This window comes from Arenibacterium halophilum, from assembly GCF_005938225.1.
GTDB classification, from domain to species: Bacteria; Pseudomonadota; Alphaproteobacteria; order Rhodobacterales; family Rhodobacteraceae; genus Arenibacterium; species Arenibacterium halophilum.
Window position 1 is genome coordinate 168,917 of sequence record NZ_VCPC01000003.1, and the last position, 16,613, is coordinate 185,529.

14 protein-coding genes are annotated in these 16,613 nt (G+C 65.5%); 1 reads left to right on the forward strand and 13 read right to left on the reverse strand.

The features are described 5' to 3' along the window. Nucleotides 1-3: 3 nt before the first annotated feature. The 8 genes from FGK64_RS14015 to FGK64_RS14050 are packed head-to-tail and all read right to left on the reverse strand — an operon-like array spanning nt 4 to nt 7,218. A complete protein-coding gene (locus FGK64_RS14015; protein ID WP_138864465.1) occupies nt 4-714 on the reverse strand; it encodes a DUF1045 domain-containing protein in 711 nt (236 codons plus the stop codon). Continuing rightward, nucleotides 711-1,187: a class I SAM-dependent methyltransferase gene (locus FGK64_RS14020; protein WP_138864466.1), complete on the reverse strand. Its 477-nt coding sequence runs from the start codon at nt 1,185-1,187 to the stop codon at nt 711-713. The genes FGK64_RS14015 and FGK64_RS14020 overlap by 4 nt, the downstream gene beginning before the upstream one ends. Beyond that, on the reverse strand, nt 1,184-1,972 hold the full coding sequence (locus FGK64_RS14025) for a polysaccharide deacetylase family protein (protein ID WP_138864467.1): 789 nt from the start codon (nt 1,970-1,972) through the stop codon (nt 1,184-1,186). The genes FGK64_RS14020 and FGK64_RS14025 overlap by 4 nt, the downstream gene beginning before the upstream one ends. Next, on the reverse strand, nt 1,969-3,102 hold the full coding sequence (locus FGK64_RS14030; protein ID WP_138864468.1) for a glycosyltransferase family protein: 1,134 nt from the start codon (nt 3,100-3,102) through the stop codon (nt 1,969-1,971). The genes FGK64_RS14025 and FGK64_RS14030 overlap by 4 nt, the downstream gene beginning before the upstream one ends. Next, nucleotides 3,099-3,686: a histidine phosphatase family protein gene (locus tag FGK64_RS14035; protein WP_138864469.1), complete on the reverse strand. Its 588-nt coding sequence runs from the start codon at nt 3,684-3,686 to the stop codon at nt 3,099-3,101. The genes FGK64_RS14030 and FGK64_RS14035 overlap by 4 nt, the downstream gene beginning before the upstream one ends. Continuing rightward, nucleotides 3,683-4,759, reverse strand: coding sequence for a glycosyltransferase family 4 protein (locus tag FGK64_RS14040; RefSeq protein ID WP_246057772.1), 1,077 nt, complete (start codon nt 4,757-4,759; stop codon nt 3,683-3,685). Before FGK64_RS14040 ends, FGK64_RS14035 begins: the two co-directional genes overlap by 4 nt. Nucleotides 4,760-4,762: 3 nt before the next feature. Further along, the gene (locus tag FGK64_RS14045) at nt 4,763-6,013 is read right to left on the reverse strand and encodes a glycosyltransferase (RefSeq protein ID WP_138864470.1); all 1,251 of its coding nucleotides are present in this window, start codon (nt 6,011-6,013) and stop codon (nt 4,763-4,765) included. Continuing rightward, nucleotides 6,010-7,218 (reverse strand): glycosyltransferase family protein, encoded by a 1,209-nt coding sequence (locus FGK64_RS14050; RefSeq protein WP_246057773.1) that lies wholly within the window; start codon nt 7,216-7,218, stop codon nt 6,010-6,012. Before FGK64_RS14050 ends, FGK64_RS14045 begins: the two co-directional genes overlap by 4 nt. Nucleotides 7,219-7,519: 301 nt before the next feature. Here FGK64_RS14050 and FGK64_RS14055 point away from each other — a divergent pair, with 301 nt between their 5' ends. Continuing rightward, nucleotides 7,520-9,841 (forward strand): mechanosensitive ion channel family protein, encoded by a 2,322-nt coding sequence (locus tag FGK64_RS14055; protein WP_138864472.1) that lies wholly within the window; start codon nt 7,520-7,522, stop codon nt 9,839-9,841. Nucleotides 9,842-9,845: 4 nt separating this feature from the next. Here the strand turns inward: FGK64_RS14055 and FGK64_RS14060 are convergent, their stop codons facing one another. The 5 genes from FGK64_RS14060 to FGK64_RS14080 all read right to left on the reverse strand — a co-directional run bounded on the left by FGK64_RS14060 (nt 9,846) and on the right by FGK64_RS14080 (nt 16,489). Beyond that, nucleotides 9,846-10,214 (reverse strand): hypothetical protein, encoded by a 369-nt coding sequence (locus FGK64_RS14060; protein ID WP_138864473.1) that lies wholly within the window; start codon nt 10,212-10,214, stop codon nt 9,846-9,848. 375 nt (nt 10,215-10,589) lie between these two features. Next, complete coding sequence (locus tag FGK64_RS14065; protein WP_138864474.1) at nt 10,590-11,741, reverse strand: ABC transporter permease; 1,152 nt, start codon at nt 11,739-11,741, stop codon at nt 10,590-10,592. After that, nucleotides 11,738-12,766: an ABC transporter permease gene (locus tag FGK64_RS14070; protein ID WP_138864475.1), complete on the reverse strand. Its 1,029-nt coding sequence runs from the start codon at nt 12,764-12,766 to the stop codon at nt 11,738-11,740. The genes FGK64_RS14065 and FGK64_RS14070 overlap by 4 nt, the downstream gene beginning before the upstream one ends. Then, nucleotides 12,766-14,712 (reverse strand): ABC transporter substrate-binding protein, encoded by a 1,947-nt coding sequence (locus tag FGK64_RS14075; RefSeq protein WP_138864476.1) that lies wholly within the window; start codon nt 14,710-14,712, stop codon nt 12,766-12,768. The genes FGK64_RS14070 and FGK64_RS14075 overlap by 1 nt, the downstream gene beginning before the upstream one ends. Then, nucleotides 14,705-16,489: an ABC transporter ATP-binding protein gene (locus FGK64_RS14080; protein ID WP_138864477.1), complete on the reverse strand. Its 1,785-nt coding sequence runs from the start codon at nt 16,487-16,489 to the stop codon at nt 14,705-14,707. Before FGK64_RS14080 ends, FGK64_RS14075 begins: the two co-directional genes overlap by 8 nt. Between the last annotated feature and the right edge of the window lie 124 nt (nt 16,490-16,613).

Here is a 16,613-nt window from a genome sequence, read left to right on the forward strand (position 1 = left end):
GTCTTACTCCTGTTGCTTCGGTGGCTTCGGTCCTCCGGTAAGGCCGAACCGCTGGATGACGTGGAAGCGGCCATCAGGCGCTTCACCCGCAAGGGCAATGTCGTCGATCCGGAACGGGCGTGGCAACCTGTCTGCCAGCGCCTGCTGTAGCACGTCATGGGTGTTGTCGCGCAGGGGTTGGTCCAACCGCCCGGTCAGTGTGATGTGAAATCGGAACTGTTCCAAGACATGAGGATAGCCCCATGTCACCAGGTTGCGCTCCTGCGCGGGGCCAAGGCCGGCGACGCGGCGGCGGTCCAGTTCGGCATCCGACAAGGGCGCGCGAAATCCGTCGAGGCCGCGCATACAGTCGTCCGCCAAGGCATTCAGTTCGGTCGCATCCCCATCCGGGCAGAGCGCGAAAAAGCGCCCAAGCCGGGCAAGCCCCAATCCAGCGGCGGTGGCTGGTGCGAGGGTTGCGGCAAGATCGGCGCAGGCGTTTTCCAGATGGTCACGGGTGGTGCCGCTGGCCAGACGGAAGGGCGCTTTCAGCGTGGCATGAAGCCCGTATTTGCGCGGCGTTTCCGTGATCTGGGGCACCGGAACAGCGGTGTTCGGATGCGCGACCTCGCGGACCGAAATAGAATCCCAGCCCAGCCATGCGGTGCAGTAGCTCGCCCAATACTCGGCTTCTGGCGGGACATAGTAGACGGCGTAGCGCGTGAATCCTGTCATGCGCGATAGAACAGGTAGCGGTCGGGCGCGATGGTGTCGGGGCCTTGCAACTGGGTCATCCCGACGAGCGGCTGACCTGACACCACCATCCCGCCGGGGGCCATGACGGCGGCCAGATACGGGCTGAGCCTTGCCGCTTCGGCCACGTCCTGATCTTTCACGCCAAAGCCCAGATCGTAATGCGCCAGCGCGAATTGCGCGCCCTCGCGGGCCAGTTGCGTCAGCATCGGTTCGGCCTCGCCTTGCAGGAAATCCGCTTCTGGCGGAATGCAGGAAGGGTGGCAGTTCAGCGCGCGGTCGATCACCCGGATGCGGCGATCGGGCAGGATTTCGCGCAGGTGGTCGTAGGTGCGCCCGTTGCCCAGCCCAAGGTCAAGCACGTCGCCCAGGAGGTCTGATATGGCGTCGGCAGCCCAGTTCAGCCCGTCGCGTTGTGCGCCAAGACGGCGCAGCATCGAATCCAGTCGGCTCATGCGGAATTTCCTTTGATTTGCGGCGCGTCGGCCCGCCACGATTGTACCGGTCCCTGCATCAGCCGGTCGATCAGGCGTTCGGTAAACTCCCAGATCGGGGTGTCATGCACAAGGTGGTGGGTCAGCAGGCCAAGCGGCTCGGCGGTATCAGTCTGGCCTTCGCGGCGCGACTTCAGCGCGGCGACAAGCCCTGCGATCAGTTGCTCAGGTGGCACCAGAGAGCGGGTGCCGCGCCAGTCGATCACGTCGAGATGGGTGTTGACCGTGATCAGCCCCGGTGCGGCGGATTCCGTGGCGCGGGGGCCATAGGTTGACAGGAAGCGATACCCCATGTCGGCAAGCCCGGGCGCCAGATCAGGGCCGATCCGGTTCCACGGTGGGACGAACATCGGCGCAACGGCCTCCTCGCCTCCCAGCAGTTGGCGCAGCCGCGTCAGCCCCTCGCGCGCATCCATCAACCGGTCGGGCAGCGGGCGCGAGGCGGCAAATTCGGCCCTCTTCTCGGTCGAAGGCGTATGGGCGCGGTGGGCCCATCCATGCACCACCGGCACCACGGAAGACGCAGCGGACAGCCGGTGCGCCAGCTCGGGCTGGGCCGTGGCAGGGATCACTGCAAGATGCAGCGGCAGGCCGTAGGATTCGGACAGCCCGATCAACCGGTCGAGCGGCGTAGTCGCAGCGATGGCATCGTCGTCGCGCCACCAGATCGGAATGCGCCGCCCTTCGTCGCGCCAGTTAGCCAGTTCGGTGTCCAGCGGGCTCCAGTTGATCTTAGGCAGGGTCATAACGCGCGTGCCTCTGCCAGCCGCTCGGCGATGGCCACGCTGCTGGCGCCGCCGTCGCATCGTGGCCCTTCGCCTGAGCGGCGCGGCGTTGCGATTGCGCGGGTCACGGCCTCGGCCAGCGCCTTTCCCGACAGGTCGGCGCTGGTCAGCACCGAAACGGCGCCGGCGCGGGCAAGAGCGCGGGCACGCAGGGTTTGTTCCACCTCGGCGCCATCGTCGAAGGGCACCACCACGGCGGGGCATCCGGTTTGCAGCAGGTCGAGCGCGGTGTTGTAGCCGCACATGCTGACCGAAGCTGCCGCCAGCGGCAGCATCTGGCGGAAATCGGGGCGCGCCGGTTCGATGATGGCTGGGCTGTCGGGGTGGCTTGTGCGCAGCGCATCTGCCGCCCCGCCGCCAACCAGCAGGCGCCAGCGCAGATCGGGTGTGAGCTGTGCAGCGTCCAGCGCGGCCCGGAACAGGGGTTGCCCAACGCGGCCACCCCCGGCGCTGACCAGAATTTCACCGTGGCCCGCGCCAGCAGGATGGGGCGCGGGCGGTGGCGGGGCCACAAAGCCGGTGTAGTGCAGCATGGGGCGCAAGTGGTCGTTCATGGGCCAACTCGCATCCAGCCGGACCAGTGCCGGGTCGGAATGCACAAGCACGCCGTCGTAATGCTCGTCCAGCCACGCCTGCGTCTGGTCTGCCTTGGCCGGGGACGACGGCGGCGCAAGGATGTCGCGGACCGAGGCCAGCACCACCGGCCGCCGTGCCATCCGCGCAGCCGCTGACAGCAGCGCCAGAAATTCCTGCCGCAGCATCCGGCGGCCAAAGGGGAACAGCTCGGTGATCAGCACATCGGGGGAAAACCCGAGTAGCGTCGCCACCAACCGCGACCGGCGCGCATCATGGCAGGTTGCATCGGCGGGTTGGTCACCCACCGTCAGCAGGCGTGCGAAATCGGTGCCGTCCGAGCGCAAAGGCGGCAGTTGCACGACGTCGAGCCCTGACAGGTCAAGCTGGGGTGCGGGAAATCCGCCCGAGACCAGCCGCACGGCGTGGCCTTCGGACTGAAACGCGCGCGTCAAGGTGGCCGCCCGCGCCAAATGGCCGGTGCCCAGCAGATGCGTGGTGACGATCAGAACCTTCATGCGGCGCCTTTCGGGACAAGCCGGACCGGATCGCCCAGCGGCACAAGGCCGATTTCGGTGATCTCGATCAGGTACAGCCTGTTGCGTTTGATGGCAAATGGGGCCGGGCCGTCAAAATTCCAACCGTGTGCGCGGGCGAGCAGCACGCGCATCACGCCAATGTGGCATACGGCCACCGCGTCGCCCGTCAGGTGTGCCAGCCAAGGCTGTAACCGGCTCAGGACCGCGCGCGGGGGTTCGCCCTCGGGCGGGCAATAGTCCCAGCCCCAATCCTCAATATGGCGGAAGCCGCTAGCCGGATCGGCGGCAAGCTCGGTGCCGTGCTGTCCCTCCCATGCGCCCCAGTTCATTTCGATCAGCGCCGGGTCGGTCTGCGGTTCACGCGCGGCGACCAGCCTTGCGGTGTCAAACGCGCGGGCCAGCGGGCTGGACCACAGCGCCGCGCGATCCCAGGGCGCGGGCAGCGCCAGCGCGGCCAGATCGGTTCGGGCTTCGGCGTCCAGCGCGATGTCGCTGCGGCCCTGGATGCGGCCTGCCCGGTTCCACGGCGTATGCCCGTGTCGCAGCAGGGCAAGCCGGGTCATGTGGGCGCCCCCACAAAGCGCGAGAGTTCGCTGTTCAGTGTCGTCACGGCGCTGCCGATCAGGTGGTACTCGCGGATGTGGCGGACGGCGGCGGCGCCCTGCGCGGCGCGGGCGGTGGGATCGGCCAGCAGGGCGTTGACATGCCGCGCCAAACCTGCGGCACCCGCATCTACCGCCGGATAGTTCCCGGGTTCCAGCACCTCGCGCACGCCGGGACGGTCTTGTGCGACAACGGGCAGCCCTGCCGCCTGCGCTTCCAGATACACCATGCCGAAGGCTTCGTTCACCCCGGGCCACAGGAACAATGCGGCGCGGGCGTAGGCGGCGGCCATCTCCTCGGCACTCAGCGCGCCAAGGAACCGCGCACGGTCGCCCAGCAGCGCCTCGACCTGCGGGCGGGCAGGGCCGTCGCCGGCAACCTCGACCGGGGTGCCCGTGGGGATCAGCGCCAGCGTCTGCGCGATCAGCCGGTACGACTCGAACTTGTCACCCGGGCGCATCATCCCGGCGCAGAGGACCGGCGCATCAGGCCCGCGCGACGGGACCGGGGGGAGTTCGGCCTGCGGCAGGAAGGGGCGCAGGTGCACCACGCGCTGTCTGTCGGGGCGGTCGCGCAACAGCGCTTCTCCGTCACGTTCGGTCAGATGAAAGATGGTGTTGGCCGCATCGCAGGCGGCTTCGGCCCGCGCGGCGAACTGCGCCCAAGGCCCGGTCAGCCGTTTGCGGGCGCGCGTCGCCTCTATCAGCAGATAGGGAAGGCCAAGCCGCGCGCAAACGGCGGGGCCAATCAGATCGGGCGCCTTGTAATAGCTGTGATAGGTGATCCACGCGGCAAAACCGCTGTCGCGCAGCGCATCGGTCACGCGATCCACCTCGGCCTCGGCTGCGGCGATCAGCTCGGCCTGCCGCTCCGGGTCGCCTTTGCCATCACGGCTGGTGAAACGCGACGCCACGTCCACGCGATGCCCGCCTGCGCCCAGTGCCGCGATCAAAGCGCGCGCCATCTGCCGATCGCCCGAGACCACGGGATGATCGGGCGGTTTCATGGGCGCGTAAAAGGCCAGCCGGGCCAAACGTTAGGCGCCTGTCAGCGCTGTCAGCCGTTCGGACAGGCGGCGCAACCCCGGTTCTGCCCCGAAATCGCTGCGCAGCCGGTCCAATGCGGCGTCGGCCATGGCGCGGGCATCGTCGGGGTTTTCGGCCATCCAGGCGATGGCATCGGCCAAATCCTGCGGCCGGTCGCTGGCCAGCAGCCCTTGGGTACCGCTTTCGATGAACTCGGGTATCGCGGAAATTGCCGTCGACAGGATCGGCAGCTTCTGCGAGGCGGCCTCCATCAGCACATTGGGCAGCCCGTCGCGGTCGCCGTTGATCGCGATGCGGCTGGGCAGCACGAACAGATCGGAGGCGCGCATTGCCTCGATCACCTCTGGCTGGGTCAGCGGCCCGCGCCACGTGATCCGATCAGTTATTTCGCCCTTGGCGGCCATGTCGCGCATCTGGTCCTTCAATTCGCCCCCGCCGATATGCGTCCAGCGCCAGTCCAGCGTATCGGGTAGCATCGACAACGCCGCGATCAGCCGGTCGAAGCCTTTTTTCTCGACCAGACGTCCGACGGAGACCAGATGGATCGGGTCGCCGGGCGCGCGCTTGGGCCGCTCGGGTGGTGCGGGAAAACGCGACAGATCGAGCCCGTGATAGATCAGGTCTATCCGGTCGGGGTCGGTGGCCAGATCGCGCAGCGTATCGGCCCCGAAGGCCGTGCAGGTGGCGCCGAAGGTCGCGCCCGTGGCGTCGCCCGCCATCTTTTCGCGCAATTCCCAATCGGGCGAAGTCCAGATATCCTTGGCGTGGGCCGAAAACGCCCAAGGGATACCCAGCATCACGGCGGCATAGCGCGCCACGGTCGACGGCGTGTGAAGGAAATGGGAATAGATCGCGCGCGTTCCGGCGGGCAATTCGGTGGCCAGAACACAGGCCTGCCCAAAGCGGCGCACCCGGTTGCGGGTCCGGTCGCGGGCGAAATCGGCACGCCAGATGCGCCGCGCCTCGGCGAAACCAGGCAGGCGGCGGGCGGCGCGATAGGCGGCCAGCACGCGGGCTGTTTCGCTGCGCAGGTATTCAGGCAGATAATGCACCGGGGCGGTTATCTTGTCATGCAGCGGGTGCGTTTTGGTATCGGTCGGGTGGCGCAGCGACCAGATCGCGAAATCGTGGCCCATGTCCTGCAATCCGGCCAGTTCCTGCGCGATGAAGGTTTCCGACAGGCGCGGCCAGCCCTTTACCACCACGGCAAGCGCAGGGCCGTTTGCGGGCGTATCGCTCATTCCGCGGCCTGACCGGCAGCACGGCCACCCAGCAGCGCGGATATCCGGGTGGTCACATAGTCCAGCCCGTCCAGAAGTCCGTCGGTGATCGCCTGGCTTGGCAGCGCCTGTTCGGGCAGGCGGCGGATCGCGGCGATCATCGCCTCGGGGGTCAGCCCGTCGCGGGTTTCGTCCAGCATACTTATCAGGCCCAGCTTTTCCGCCCGGGCGGCGCGGATATACTGTTCCAGCCGGGGCACGGTGCGCGGCACGATCAGCGCGCGCTGATCGAAGGACAGCACCTCGCAGAAGGTGTTGTAACCACCCATGCAGATCACGCCCTGCGCATGCGCAAACAGCGTTTCGATCTGGGATTCAAAGCCCACGGCGGTGACGCGGCCATCAAGTGCCTCGACCCGTTCTTCAAACGCGGCGCGGGTGTCGCCCGACAGGAACGGCCCGTAGACCAGCACCGCGCGCGGACTAAGGCCCGGATCCTGCTCGTATGCCGACAAGACAAGGTTTACCATCGCCTGCCCGTCGCCGCCGCCCCCCGGCGTGACAAGGATATAGGGTTGCTCGGGCGGCTCTGCGGTGGATTGCAGGCTCCGGCGCAGATAACCTGTCCAATGCATCCGGGCGCGCGCGGCAGAAGACAGCGGCAGGCCATCCGTGGGGTCGTAGATCGATTTCAGACCATAGACCCATGTTTCGTGATAATATTTCTCGGTCGCCTCAACCGCGTTCTTGCGCGCCCACTCGGCGGCCAGCACCTCGGGTTCGTCCAGCACATCGCGCAGGCCCAGCACCATCCGTGCGTCGCCGCGACGCGCCAGCATATCGAGCGTCGGCACCAGTTCGCCACGAAAGCCGGTTGGCTCTTTGTCAACGATCAGGACGTCGGGCTGATACTGCTCGGCCGTGGACCGGATCAGCCCGGCGCGCAGGTCGGTGGTTTCTTCGATGGTCATGCCCATGGTCTGGCTGACATAGGACCCGTCGCGCCGTTTCGTCACCCCGGGCAAGCGAACGTGATCGACGCGGCGCGGGAAATCGAACCGCCCGGCCACGGGAGAGCCCGTCAGGATCAGCGCCGAGGCATCCGGGTTGGCTTCGGTGATCGCCTGCGCCAAGGCGCGCGACCGGCGCAGGTGGCCAAGCCCAAAGGTGTCGTGGCTGTATAGCATGATGCGCGGCCGTCGGGGCGCGGTGCTGTCCGGACTCATCTCAGATAAATCCCGGGAACCGGGCGCCGCCCGCGTGACAAGGTGTGCGTGCCGTCCACTGTCTGCCCCCACGTCGTTCAGACGTCTTGCGTTCCCTTGGCCGACCATTGCAGCAACGGTCGGCACCGTCCTTTCCGTGGTACTGAAAATCGAACCTGTTGGAAATACGAAACTGGTGCATCGAAGCACACCCTGTGTGGCGTGGGAGAGATATGTGCGCTGACGCGGCGTTAGGCGATTGCACGGTGGATTCCGGGCGGCTAGCCTTTGTCCGGATCGCCCGAGCCCGCCGGAGACGCCGATGCCGAACCTTATCCTGTGTCGTATCCTTGCCCTGATGCTGGCCGCGTTCGCGATGATCTTGCTGCCTGTTGGAGGCGCCTTTGCGCAGCAGGCCGACGGAGAGCTGGCGCAAGCGATCCGCGATGCGATGGCAGGGGGAGCGCGGGTCATCATCCTGAACGGCGACGGCGCACTGGCCGGTGCCACCGGGGCCGAGGCAGCCAGCACCGAAACGCCGTCACCGATGAAAGACGCCTCGGCACTGATGCAGGCGCAGGCCGAGATTTCGGGCTTCCGCGAAACTTTGCGCGAGCGGCTGACCGCACTGCCCAATTCGCTGAACGAGGTGGCCTTTATCCTGCGCGCCACCAGTCCAGACGGCCAGATTTCAACCTACGTTCATGCGCTGTTGTGGACGTTGGTTTTGCTGTTCATCGGACGTTTCGCTGCAGTTTACATCTACGGCCAGCGCCTGATGCGCGGCTTTGTGACCGGCAAGGTGCTGGACGCACCGCAGGGCTACCGCGAAAAGATGCCGTTCCTCGTGTTCCGCTTTGTCGTTGGCGTGGGCGGCACGCTGTTCGGCATGGCGGTGGCCTATACGCTTGGAGTGCTGATCTTTGGCGCCTCCGACGACATCTCGATCCAGTTCACCGTCACGGCGATTTTCACTGCGTGGTTCGTGGGGCGCACTGTGTCGGACGTGTGGCGAATGATCCTGTCACCCTTCCTCAGCCAGTACCGTATCCCGTGCTTTACCGACCGGGATGCCAAGCGGTTGTACTACTGGGCGTCGCTGCTGGCAGGCTATTCGGTCGCCGCCTATATGTTCAGCACGTGGATCCACGATTTCGGGCTGAACTATAACGTCTACGCGCTGATCTATGGTGCGCTGTCGCTGATCGGGACGCTGCTGAATATCGCGATGATCCTTGCCAACAAACGCGCGGTCAGCAACGCGATCCTGCATGGCAAGTCGCGGCAGGATTCGTCGTGGATTTCCCGCGCGGTGGCAGTGGCATGGGCGCCGGTGGTTATCGTTTACACCCTGTTCGGGTGGTTCGAACTGGTTTTCGATCTGGTGCTTGAACGGCCCGAGTCGCTGCCGCTGACGGTGGGGGCCTATGCCGTGTTCCTGTCGATCATCGTGGTCTACGGCGCGATCAACTATGTGATTGAACGCTATTTCGACCGTCGCCTGTCGCGCGAGCGGATGAACAGCGATATGGCTGCGGCCGATGCAGCCGAAGATGCCGCCGAGGCGGGAAACGCACCGCCACCCGCGCCAAGCATCAACACCTTCGAACAGTTGGCCCGCAGGGTCGCAGGCATTCTGGCCTTCGTCGCCGGGGCCTATGCGCTGCTGCGGATATGGGATGCCGACAATGCGGTGATGTCCGAAAGCTTGGTGGGGCGGATGCTGGACGTGATCGTGATCCTGTTCATCGGCTATATTGTCTACAACATCTTCCGCATCTGGATCGACAGCAAGATCGCCGAGGAAACCGTGCCTGTGGAAGAGGTCGAGTTGGGCGACGAAGGCGGCGGCTCGAGCACAAGCCGGTTGGGCACGCTGCTGCCGCTGTTCCGGGGCGCGATTCTGGCCGTGGTGGTGGTGGCGATCGGGCTGATCGCCCTGCTCGAGGTCGGGATCAACGTCAGCCCGCTGTTCGCGGGGGCCGGGGTTGTCGGGCTGGCCGTGGGGTTTGGCGCGCAGACACTGGTGCGCGATATCTTCTCAGGCGCGTTCTTCCTGATCGACGATGCGTTCCGCAAAGGCGAATACATCGACATCGAAAGCGTGAAAGGCACGGTCGAGAAAATCTCGGTCCGGTCGTTCCAGCTGCGCCATCATCTGGGCGCGCTGCATACGATCCCCTTTGGCGAGATCAAGGTGCTGACGAATTACTCCCGCGATTGGGTGATGATGAAGCTGCCCCTGCGGGTGACATATGACACCGATGTCGAACACGTCCGCAAGATCGTGAAAAAGCTGGGCCAGCAGCTGCTTGACGATCCGGTGATCGGAGAGAGCTTCATCCAACCGCTGAAATCGCAGGGCGTCATCGAAATGCAGGACAGTGCGATGATCATCCGGGTCAAGTTCATGACGAAGCCGGGGGATCAATGGCTGGTGCGCAAGAAGGTCTACGAAGAGATCCGGGCGCTGTTCGAACGCGAGGGCATCCGATTTGCCCATCGCGAGGTGACGGTGCGGCTGGCCGACGGAAAGGTTGAAAACCTCTCAGAAGCAGAGCGCAAGGCCATAACCGGGGCAGCGCAGGCGGCTATCGACGACGATGCGATGGGGCCGGCGGATGCCTCGGGCGATGATCGATAGCGGATCAGGCCTGCGGTCGGACGATCACGCGGTGGCTGTCGGCCTGGACGCTGGGCTTGCCTAGTCGTGCCATCAGCGAGGCAAAGCTGTGCCCGATCGACGCACAGGTGCAAAGCGACATCCCAGTGTTGTCGTTGACAAGCACAAGGCGCGTGTCTTCGAACTGCAACCCGAACCCGCGCTTGGCCAGCGCGATCACAAGATCGGCCCAGGATTTGGCGCGGGTGAAGCTGCCGGATAGGTGGCAGGCCAGCGAGGCCGCACTTTCGCAATCCAGCGCGGTTTCGGTGGTGCCACGGATGCGCTCGCTCCAGACGGTCGGCATCGGGGCGTCGGCTGGGGGAGGAACGATTTGGAACTTGGTATCGGTCATGTCGTGTCTCACTCGTAAACTCCTTCTCTCCGTCCAACCTTGCCAGCGCATTCGGGTGCCGGCAGGGTCGGCCTTGGGTCATTCTGCGGCATCTTGGCGCGCCGGTCTGTGACCCGTATCACCAACTATGACGTGGTTAAAAAGGTTTCGCATAGCCTGAAAAATGCGTCAGAAATGCGTTTTTACTGCTGATTTGGGGTCAATCTGCACCAGCGTTAACTTATTGTTGGCCAAGAGTTGACAGAGGCGGAATCGGGCGGATTGGCGGCACTGCGGTGCCGGGGCTATGGCGCGGGGGCGCGGAGGGCGCAAGCGGGGCCGCGGCACGACCCCGCTTGCGCCCTCCGCGCAGGCGTTGCGCTGCACCGTCGGTGCCTAGTCCTGATAGGGGTCAAGGCTGTCGCGCAACCCGTCACCAAGGAAATTGAAGGCCAAGACCACCACGATGATTGGCAGCATCGGAATGGCCGTCCACCAATACAGCTCGACGTTCACGAGGTTCTGCGCGTCGTTCAGCATCACGCCCCAGCTGACCGCAGGCGCGCGCAGGCCAAGCCCCAGGTAGGACAGCGCGGTTTCGCCCAGGATCATTGCCGGGATCGACAGCGTGGCCGAGGCGATCAGGTGCGACATGAAATTCGGCAGCAGATGGCGCCGGATCACACGGGCAGGGCGGGCGCCCATCATTTCCGCCGCGCGTACGAATTCCTCTTCGCGCAGGGCCAGGAATTTCGACCGCACGGACCGCGCCAGCCCTGGCCAGTCCAGGATGCCCAGGATCACCGAGATGATGAAGAACACCGCCACCGGCCCCCAATTCGACGGCACCGCCGCCGAGAGCGCCAGCCACAACGGCAGTTCGGGCAGGCTCCGCAGGATCTCGATCACCCGGTTGATGGTCCAGTCGATGCCGCCGCCGAAGTACCCCGCCAGCGCGCCAAAGAAGATGCCCAGCACGAAGGACACGGTGATGCCGATCAGCCCTACGGTCAGCGAAAGTTGCGCGCCATAAAGGATACGGCTGTAGATGTCGCGGCCCAGCCGGTCGGCGCCCCAGAGGAAAACGGGCGCATCTTCTGGCGCGCAGAACAGGTGCCGGTTCGCCGGGATCAGCCCGGCGAGGTGATAGCTGTCGCCCTTGCAGAAGAACCGCAGTTTTTGCGGATTGCTCATGTCGGGCGTGAATTCCCACTGGAAGGTTTCAAGGTTCGCGACCGAGGTGGTCGGGTAGACATGCGGGCCAATAAATTTGCCGTCGTGAAACAGGCTGATGCCTTGTGGTGGCGCATAGAGGTGCTCGGAGTGGCGGTGGTTCGGGCCGTAGGGCGCAAGGAACCCGGCAATCGGCAGCGCGAGGTAGCACATCAACAGGAAGGCGCCCGAGATCAACGCCAGCCGGTGACGGCGAAACTTGCGCCAGATCAGCAACCAGTTCGGCGCGTCCAGATCGCGCCGTTCGGGCGCGGTGGCCGAAGCCTGCGGATCGAACGGCGCGTCGTCGATGTAATGTTCGCCCCGTGTCGTCATCCGCCGCGCCCCTTGTAGCGGATGCGCGGGTCAAGCAGCACCAGCAGCACGTCCGAGATCATCGTGCCCAGCAGCGTCAGCAGCGCCACGAACATCAGCACGAAGCCCGCGAGGAACTGGTCTTGCGTCTTCAGCGCGGTCAGCAGGGTTGGCCCGATGGTCTGAAGCCCCAGCACCACCGACACCAGCACCGAGCCCGAGATCATCGCAGGCAGCAGGTTGCCGATGTCGGCGACAAAGGGGTTGAAGGCCATGCGCAGCGGGTATTTCGTCAGCATCCGCGGCGGGCTCATCCCCTTGGCGATGGCGGTTTCCACATAGGGTTTGCCCAGCTCGTCCAGCAGGTTGGCGCGCAGGCGCTGCATCATCGCCGCCGCGCCGGAGGTGCCGATCACGAAGGTCGGCACGATCAGGTGCAGAAGGATGGATTTCACCTTGGCCCATGTCATCGGCTCGCCCTCGAAGGCCGGGTCCATCAGCCCGCCGATCGGCAGATCGAACCAGCGGTGGCCATAGTAGAACAGGATCAGCGCCAGCAGGAAGTTCGGCGTGGCAAGGCCAAGGTAACCCACAAAGGCCGAGGTATAATCGACCCAGGTCCGGCTGCGCGCCGCCGCCAGCACGCCCAGCGGCAGCGCCACGGCATAGACAAACAGCACGGCGGCCAGATTCACCAGAACCGTCAACCAGAGCGTATCGCCGACAATCTCGGCCACGGGCCGGTCGAATTCGAACGACCAGCCGAAATTGCCCTGGATCAGCCCGTAAAAGCCCTGTGGCCCCGGCCAGAAGCCGACCCAGATCAGGTATTGTTCCCAGATCGGCCGGTCGAGCGCATATTCCTGCCGGAGAAACTCGGCCTTGGCGACACCGGCAGATTGGCCAGTCGCGCGCAGCTCGGCGATCTGGTTCGACAGGTAGTCGCCGGGCGGCAGGTTGATGATGAAGAACACCAGCGCCGAAACGACGAGCAGCGTCAGCAGCATCGTCCCGAACCGGTAGATCGCGTACTTCAGAATCTCCATCAGTGCGAGACTCCGGGCTCGCCCAGGTAGAATTCGTCGATCCGGTGGATGCCGAAATGCGCGCCCGGATCCCAGGCCCATATCGCCTCGGTCGGGGCGTTCTGCACGCGGTCCGACACAACGACGGGCTGCGGCGCACCGGCCAGAATGCCAATGCCAAAGACGTTTTCGGCGTGGATCGCCAGCATCTGCCGCCAAACGTTGGCGCGGGTGGCATCATCGGAGGCGACTTCCCAGTCGTGCGCCAGATTCATCAGCGCCAGTGCCGGTTCCATGTCGGGGGCTTCGCCGGCCTCTCCTCCGGTCTGGTGGAACTGGCCCCATTTCGGCCAGGCAAAGAATTCCTGATATCGCGGCGCGAGGTAATCGGGCGATGTATAGGCCTGCGGTATGCCATTGTCCCAGCCATACCAGACCGAGGCCATGCTGGTGCCCGCGTAGACGCGGTTGCGCAGGATGTCGCGGTCCAGCGGGCGCATCACCAGCTTGACGCCCACCTCGGCCCAGGTGTCGGTGACGATCTGCAGCGCGTTTTCAACCTCTTGCCGCTCGCCCGCCGTTTCCACGACAATCTCCATCGGGCGGCCGTCGGGCAGGTGGCGGATGCCGTTACGCCCGCGCGGCAGCCCGGCCTGATCCAGCAGCGCATTGGCCTGTTCCGGGTCAAAGCTCGCCCAGGCGTCGCGGTTGGCGACATCGAAAAACGGGCTTTGCGGCAGCACCGTCATCGCGCCGGGGCTGGCGAGGTTGAAATATAGCGCCCGGTTGATCGTCTTGCGGTCAATCGCCAGCGACAGCGCGCGGCGCACGCGCACGTCGCGAAGAACCTCGCGCCAGACGGGATCGGCATAGTTCAGGTTCGGATAGATCGCGATCTGGCTGGCGGTGCCATTGGCCCACAGCAAAGTGCGATAGCCGCTGCCATCGGTTTCGCCCTTGCGCAGGATCGGGATGTCGCGGAAATCCAGCCCACGCGCCTGAAGGTCTGCCTGTCCGGCATTCGAGCGCGCCGCCACCAGCCCGCCGCCAACGACCTCCATCTCGACCGCATCGATATAGGGAAGCTGCACGCCGTTCGGATCGACACGGTGATAGAACGGGTTGCGGGTAAAGCGGTGGCGCATCTTCTTGCCATCCGTCGCGTTGATCCACGGCTGCAGCGTTGGCAGGTCGGGATTGTCGAAGTTGTACATATTGTCCATCTTGTTGTGCAGCGCCGCCCAGCCCTTGACGCGGGCTGCGATCACCGCCGCCGTCAGGGTCTCGGTTTCGGCGTAGGCCAGATGGAACGGTTTCAGGTAGTGCGCGGGGCGGTAGATGAATGGCGGGCGCGCCATCGCCAGCGTGGGCAGGAAGTTCGGGTTCGGGACCGGCCAGTCGAACACCACGGTCGTTGCGTCCGGGAAGGTGACTGTGGGGTAGTGTCCCTCGACCCGCAGGAAATCCGGCGGGCCCGAGGGGCTGAGCTCTGCGTTGTTGGCAACATCGTTCCACCAATAGGCGAAATCGGCCGAGGTGAAAGGCGCGCCGTCGCTCCAGCGGTGGCCGGGGCGCAGGTGCAGGGTAAAGGTACGGTTGTCATTGACATCGACGCTGTGCAGCAGATCGGGCGCAAGACGGTAGTCGCTGTCATAGCCCACCAGCCGGGCATAGCCGTAGACCACCATCATGCGGATGTCCTTGTCGCGCGAGATCATCGTGCGTAGCGTGCCGCCGGGCTGGCCGGATGTGCGGCCCCGTGCGGCAAGGTCGACAACCAAGGGCACTGTCGGGATCCGCTCGGCCACGGGGGGAAGGATGCCTGCTTTCACCGCATCCGCGAACATCGGGGTTTCCTGGGGGGAGACAGCCTGCGCGCGGCAGGGCGCAGCGGGCAGCAGGGCGGCCAGCGCCCAGGCGGCGGCCAGCCCAAGGGCCGGCAGGGTCAGCGCCGCGCGTCTAGACATGCGCGCGCACCAGATGTCCGTCGCCTACCTGCGTCAGCGCGGGCGCGCCTGCGGCGTCAAACCGGAATTCCTCGGGCCAGGCCTGTGGCGAACCGGCCCCCTGCGCCACCACGCTAAGGTCGATGGGGCGCGAGATGTCGGGCGTCGGCTGGGCCGCGATCAGCGCGCGGGTATAGGGGTGGCGAGGCGCGTGGAATAACGTGTCGGGCGTGGCTTGTTCTACCACCAGCCCCTGACGCATCACCGCCACTTCGTCGGCGATCCGCGCCACCACCGCCAGATCATGCGAGATGAACAGGTAGGAGAGGGTCATCCGGTCGCGGATGTCTTCCAGCAGCGTCAGGATCTGGTCCTGCACCGAGACATCCAGCGCCGAGGTGGGTTCGTCACAGACCAGCAGCGACGGATCCAGCATCAGAGCGCGCGCAACCGACAGCCGCTGGCGCTGGCCGCCGGAAAAGGCGTGCGGATAGCGGTACATCATATCCCGGCCCAGCCCGACCTGCGCGAGCATCTCGGCCGCCTTGTCACGGCGTTCCGCCGGGGTGCCGATGCCGTGAATGTCCAGCGGTTCGCACAGTGCGTCGATGATTCGCATCCGGGGCGAGAGCGAGGAATAGGGATCCTGAAACACCATCTGCGCCTGCCGCCGGAACGCTACGCGCGCGGGCCCATCCAACAGATGCACCGGCAGCGGGGCGGCGCCGCCGGGCCCGTGAAACAGAACTTCTCCGCCTTCGTCAGGCACTTCGGCGCCCAGCGCGATCCGCGCCGCCGTCGTCTTGCCCGATCCGCTTTCGCCGACAATCGCCAGCGTCTTGCCGCGCTGCACGCTCAGGTCGATGCCGCGACAGGCCTGTACGATTGTCCGGGGCGCCCAGCCGTTGCGCCCGCGCACGGCATAGGTTTTCGAGACCGATTTCAACTCTAGGATCGGGTCGGTGTTTGCCGGGGGCAGGGCGGCCTGCGTCTGCGCCGGAATGGCAGGCGCAGCATTGAACAGCTGGCGCGTATAGGCATGGCCCGGTGTGCCCAGCACGTCGCGGGCCGGGCCGCTTTCCATCACGCGGCCCTTGTGCATCACCACCACACGTTCCGCCATATTGGCCACAACTCCCAGGTCGTGGGTCACGATGATCATCGCCATGCCGGTTTCGCGCTGCAAGTCCTTCATCAGCCCCAGCACCTGCGCCTGCGTGGTCACGTCCAGCGCGGTGGTCGGTTCGTCAGCGATCAGCAGTGCCGGGCGCGTGACCATCGCCATCGCGATCATCGCGCGCTGCCGCATTCCTCCCGACAGTTCGAACGGATAGGCCTGATAGGCGCGATCGGGATCGGGAAAGCCGACGCGGGCAAAGGTTTCCAGCACGCGGACTTGTGCCACACGACGCGGCGTGCGCTGGCCGTCGCTTCGGTGAAGACACAGAGCCTCGGACACCTGATTGCCGATCCGGTGCAACGGCGAGAGCGAGCGCATGGGCTCCTGAAAGATCATCGACACCAGATTACCGCGCACCCGGCGCATGGCGCGTTCGCCAAGCGCGGTCAGGTCGATCTGTCTGTCGGGCAGGTTCAGCGCGATCTGCCCCGACAGGAACCGCGCGCTGCGGGGCAGGATGCGCAGGATCGTCCGGCAGGTCACCGTCTTGCCCGAGCCGGATTCGCCCACCAAGGCCAGCGTTTCGCCCGGATTCACGGCAAAAGACACACCGCGCACCGCCGGCGGGTTGGCGCCAAAGCCGATCGACAGGTCGTTCACTGTCAGCAGGGGTGTCATTCGTGCCGTTCCGTCCCTTTGCGCCGCCATGGGGCCGCCGCGCGGCCACCTTCGCTTGCGGCCCTGTTGGTAGTCAAACACCAAATGCGGCTTTCGGCGCGGATTGCGGGCCAGCCCCTACACA

Excerpts from the sequence above, each read along its gene's own strand:
- FGK64_RS14015 (WP_138864465.1), bottom strand. The coding sequence starts at position 714 with ATGACAGGATTCACGCGCTACGCCGTCTACTATGTCCCGCCAGAAGCC.
- FGK64_RS14020 (WP_138864466.1), bottom strand. The coding sequence starts at position 1,187 with ATGAGCCGACTGGATTCGATGCTGCGCCGTCTTGGCGCACAACGCGAC.
- FGK64_RS14025 (WP_138864467.1), bottom strand. The coding sequence starts at position 1,972 with ATGACCCTGCCTAAGATCAACTGGAGCCCGCTGGACACCGAACTGGCT.
- FGK64_RS14030 (WP_138864468.1), bottom strand. The coding sequence starts at position 3,102 with ATGAAGGTTCTGATCGTCACCACGCATCTGCTGGGCACCGGCCATTTG.
- FGK64_RS14035 (WP_138864469.1), bottom strand. The coding sequence starts at position 3,686 with ATGACCCGGCTTGCCCTGCTGCGACACGGGCATACGCCGTGGAACCGG.
- FGK64_RS14045 (WP_138864470.1), bottom strand. The coding sequence starts at position 6,013 with ATGAGCGATACGCCCGCAAACGGCCCTGCGCTTGCCGTGGTGGTAAAG.
- FGK64_RS14050 (WP_246057773.1), bottom strand. The coding sequence starts at position 7,218 with ATGAGTCCGGACAGCACCGCGCCCCGACGGCCGCGCATCATGCTATAC.
- FGK64_RS14055 (WP_138864472.1), top strand. The coding sequence starts at position 7,520 with ATGCCGAACCTTATCCTGTGTCGTATCCTTGCCCTGATGCTGGCCGCG.
- FGK64_RS14060 (WP_138864473.1), bottom strand. The coding sequence starts at position 10,214 with ATGACCGATACCAAGTTCCAAATCGTTCCTCCCCCAGCCGACGCCCCG.
- FGK64_RS14065 (WP_138864474.1), bottom strand. The coding sequence starts at position 11,741 with ATGACGACACGGGGCGAACATTACATCGACGACGCGCCGTTCGATCCG.
- FGK64_RS14070 (WP_138864475.1), bottom strand. The coding sequence starts at position 12,766 with ATGGAGATTCTGAAGTACGCGATCTACCGGTTCGGGACGATGCTGCTG.
- FGK64_RS14075 (WP_138864476.1), bottom strand. The coding sequence starts at position 14,712 with ATGTCTAGACGCGCGGCGCTGACCCTGCCGGCCCTTGGGCTGGCCGCC.
- FGK64_RS14080 (WP_138864477.1), bottom strand. The coding sequence starts at position 16,489 with ATGACACCCCTGCTGACAGTGAACGACCTGTCGATCGGCTTTGGCGCC.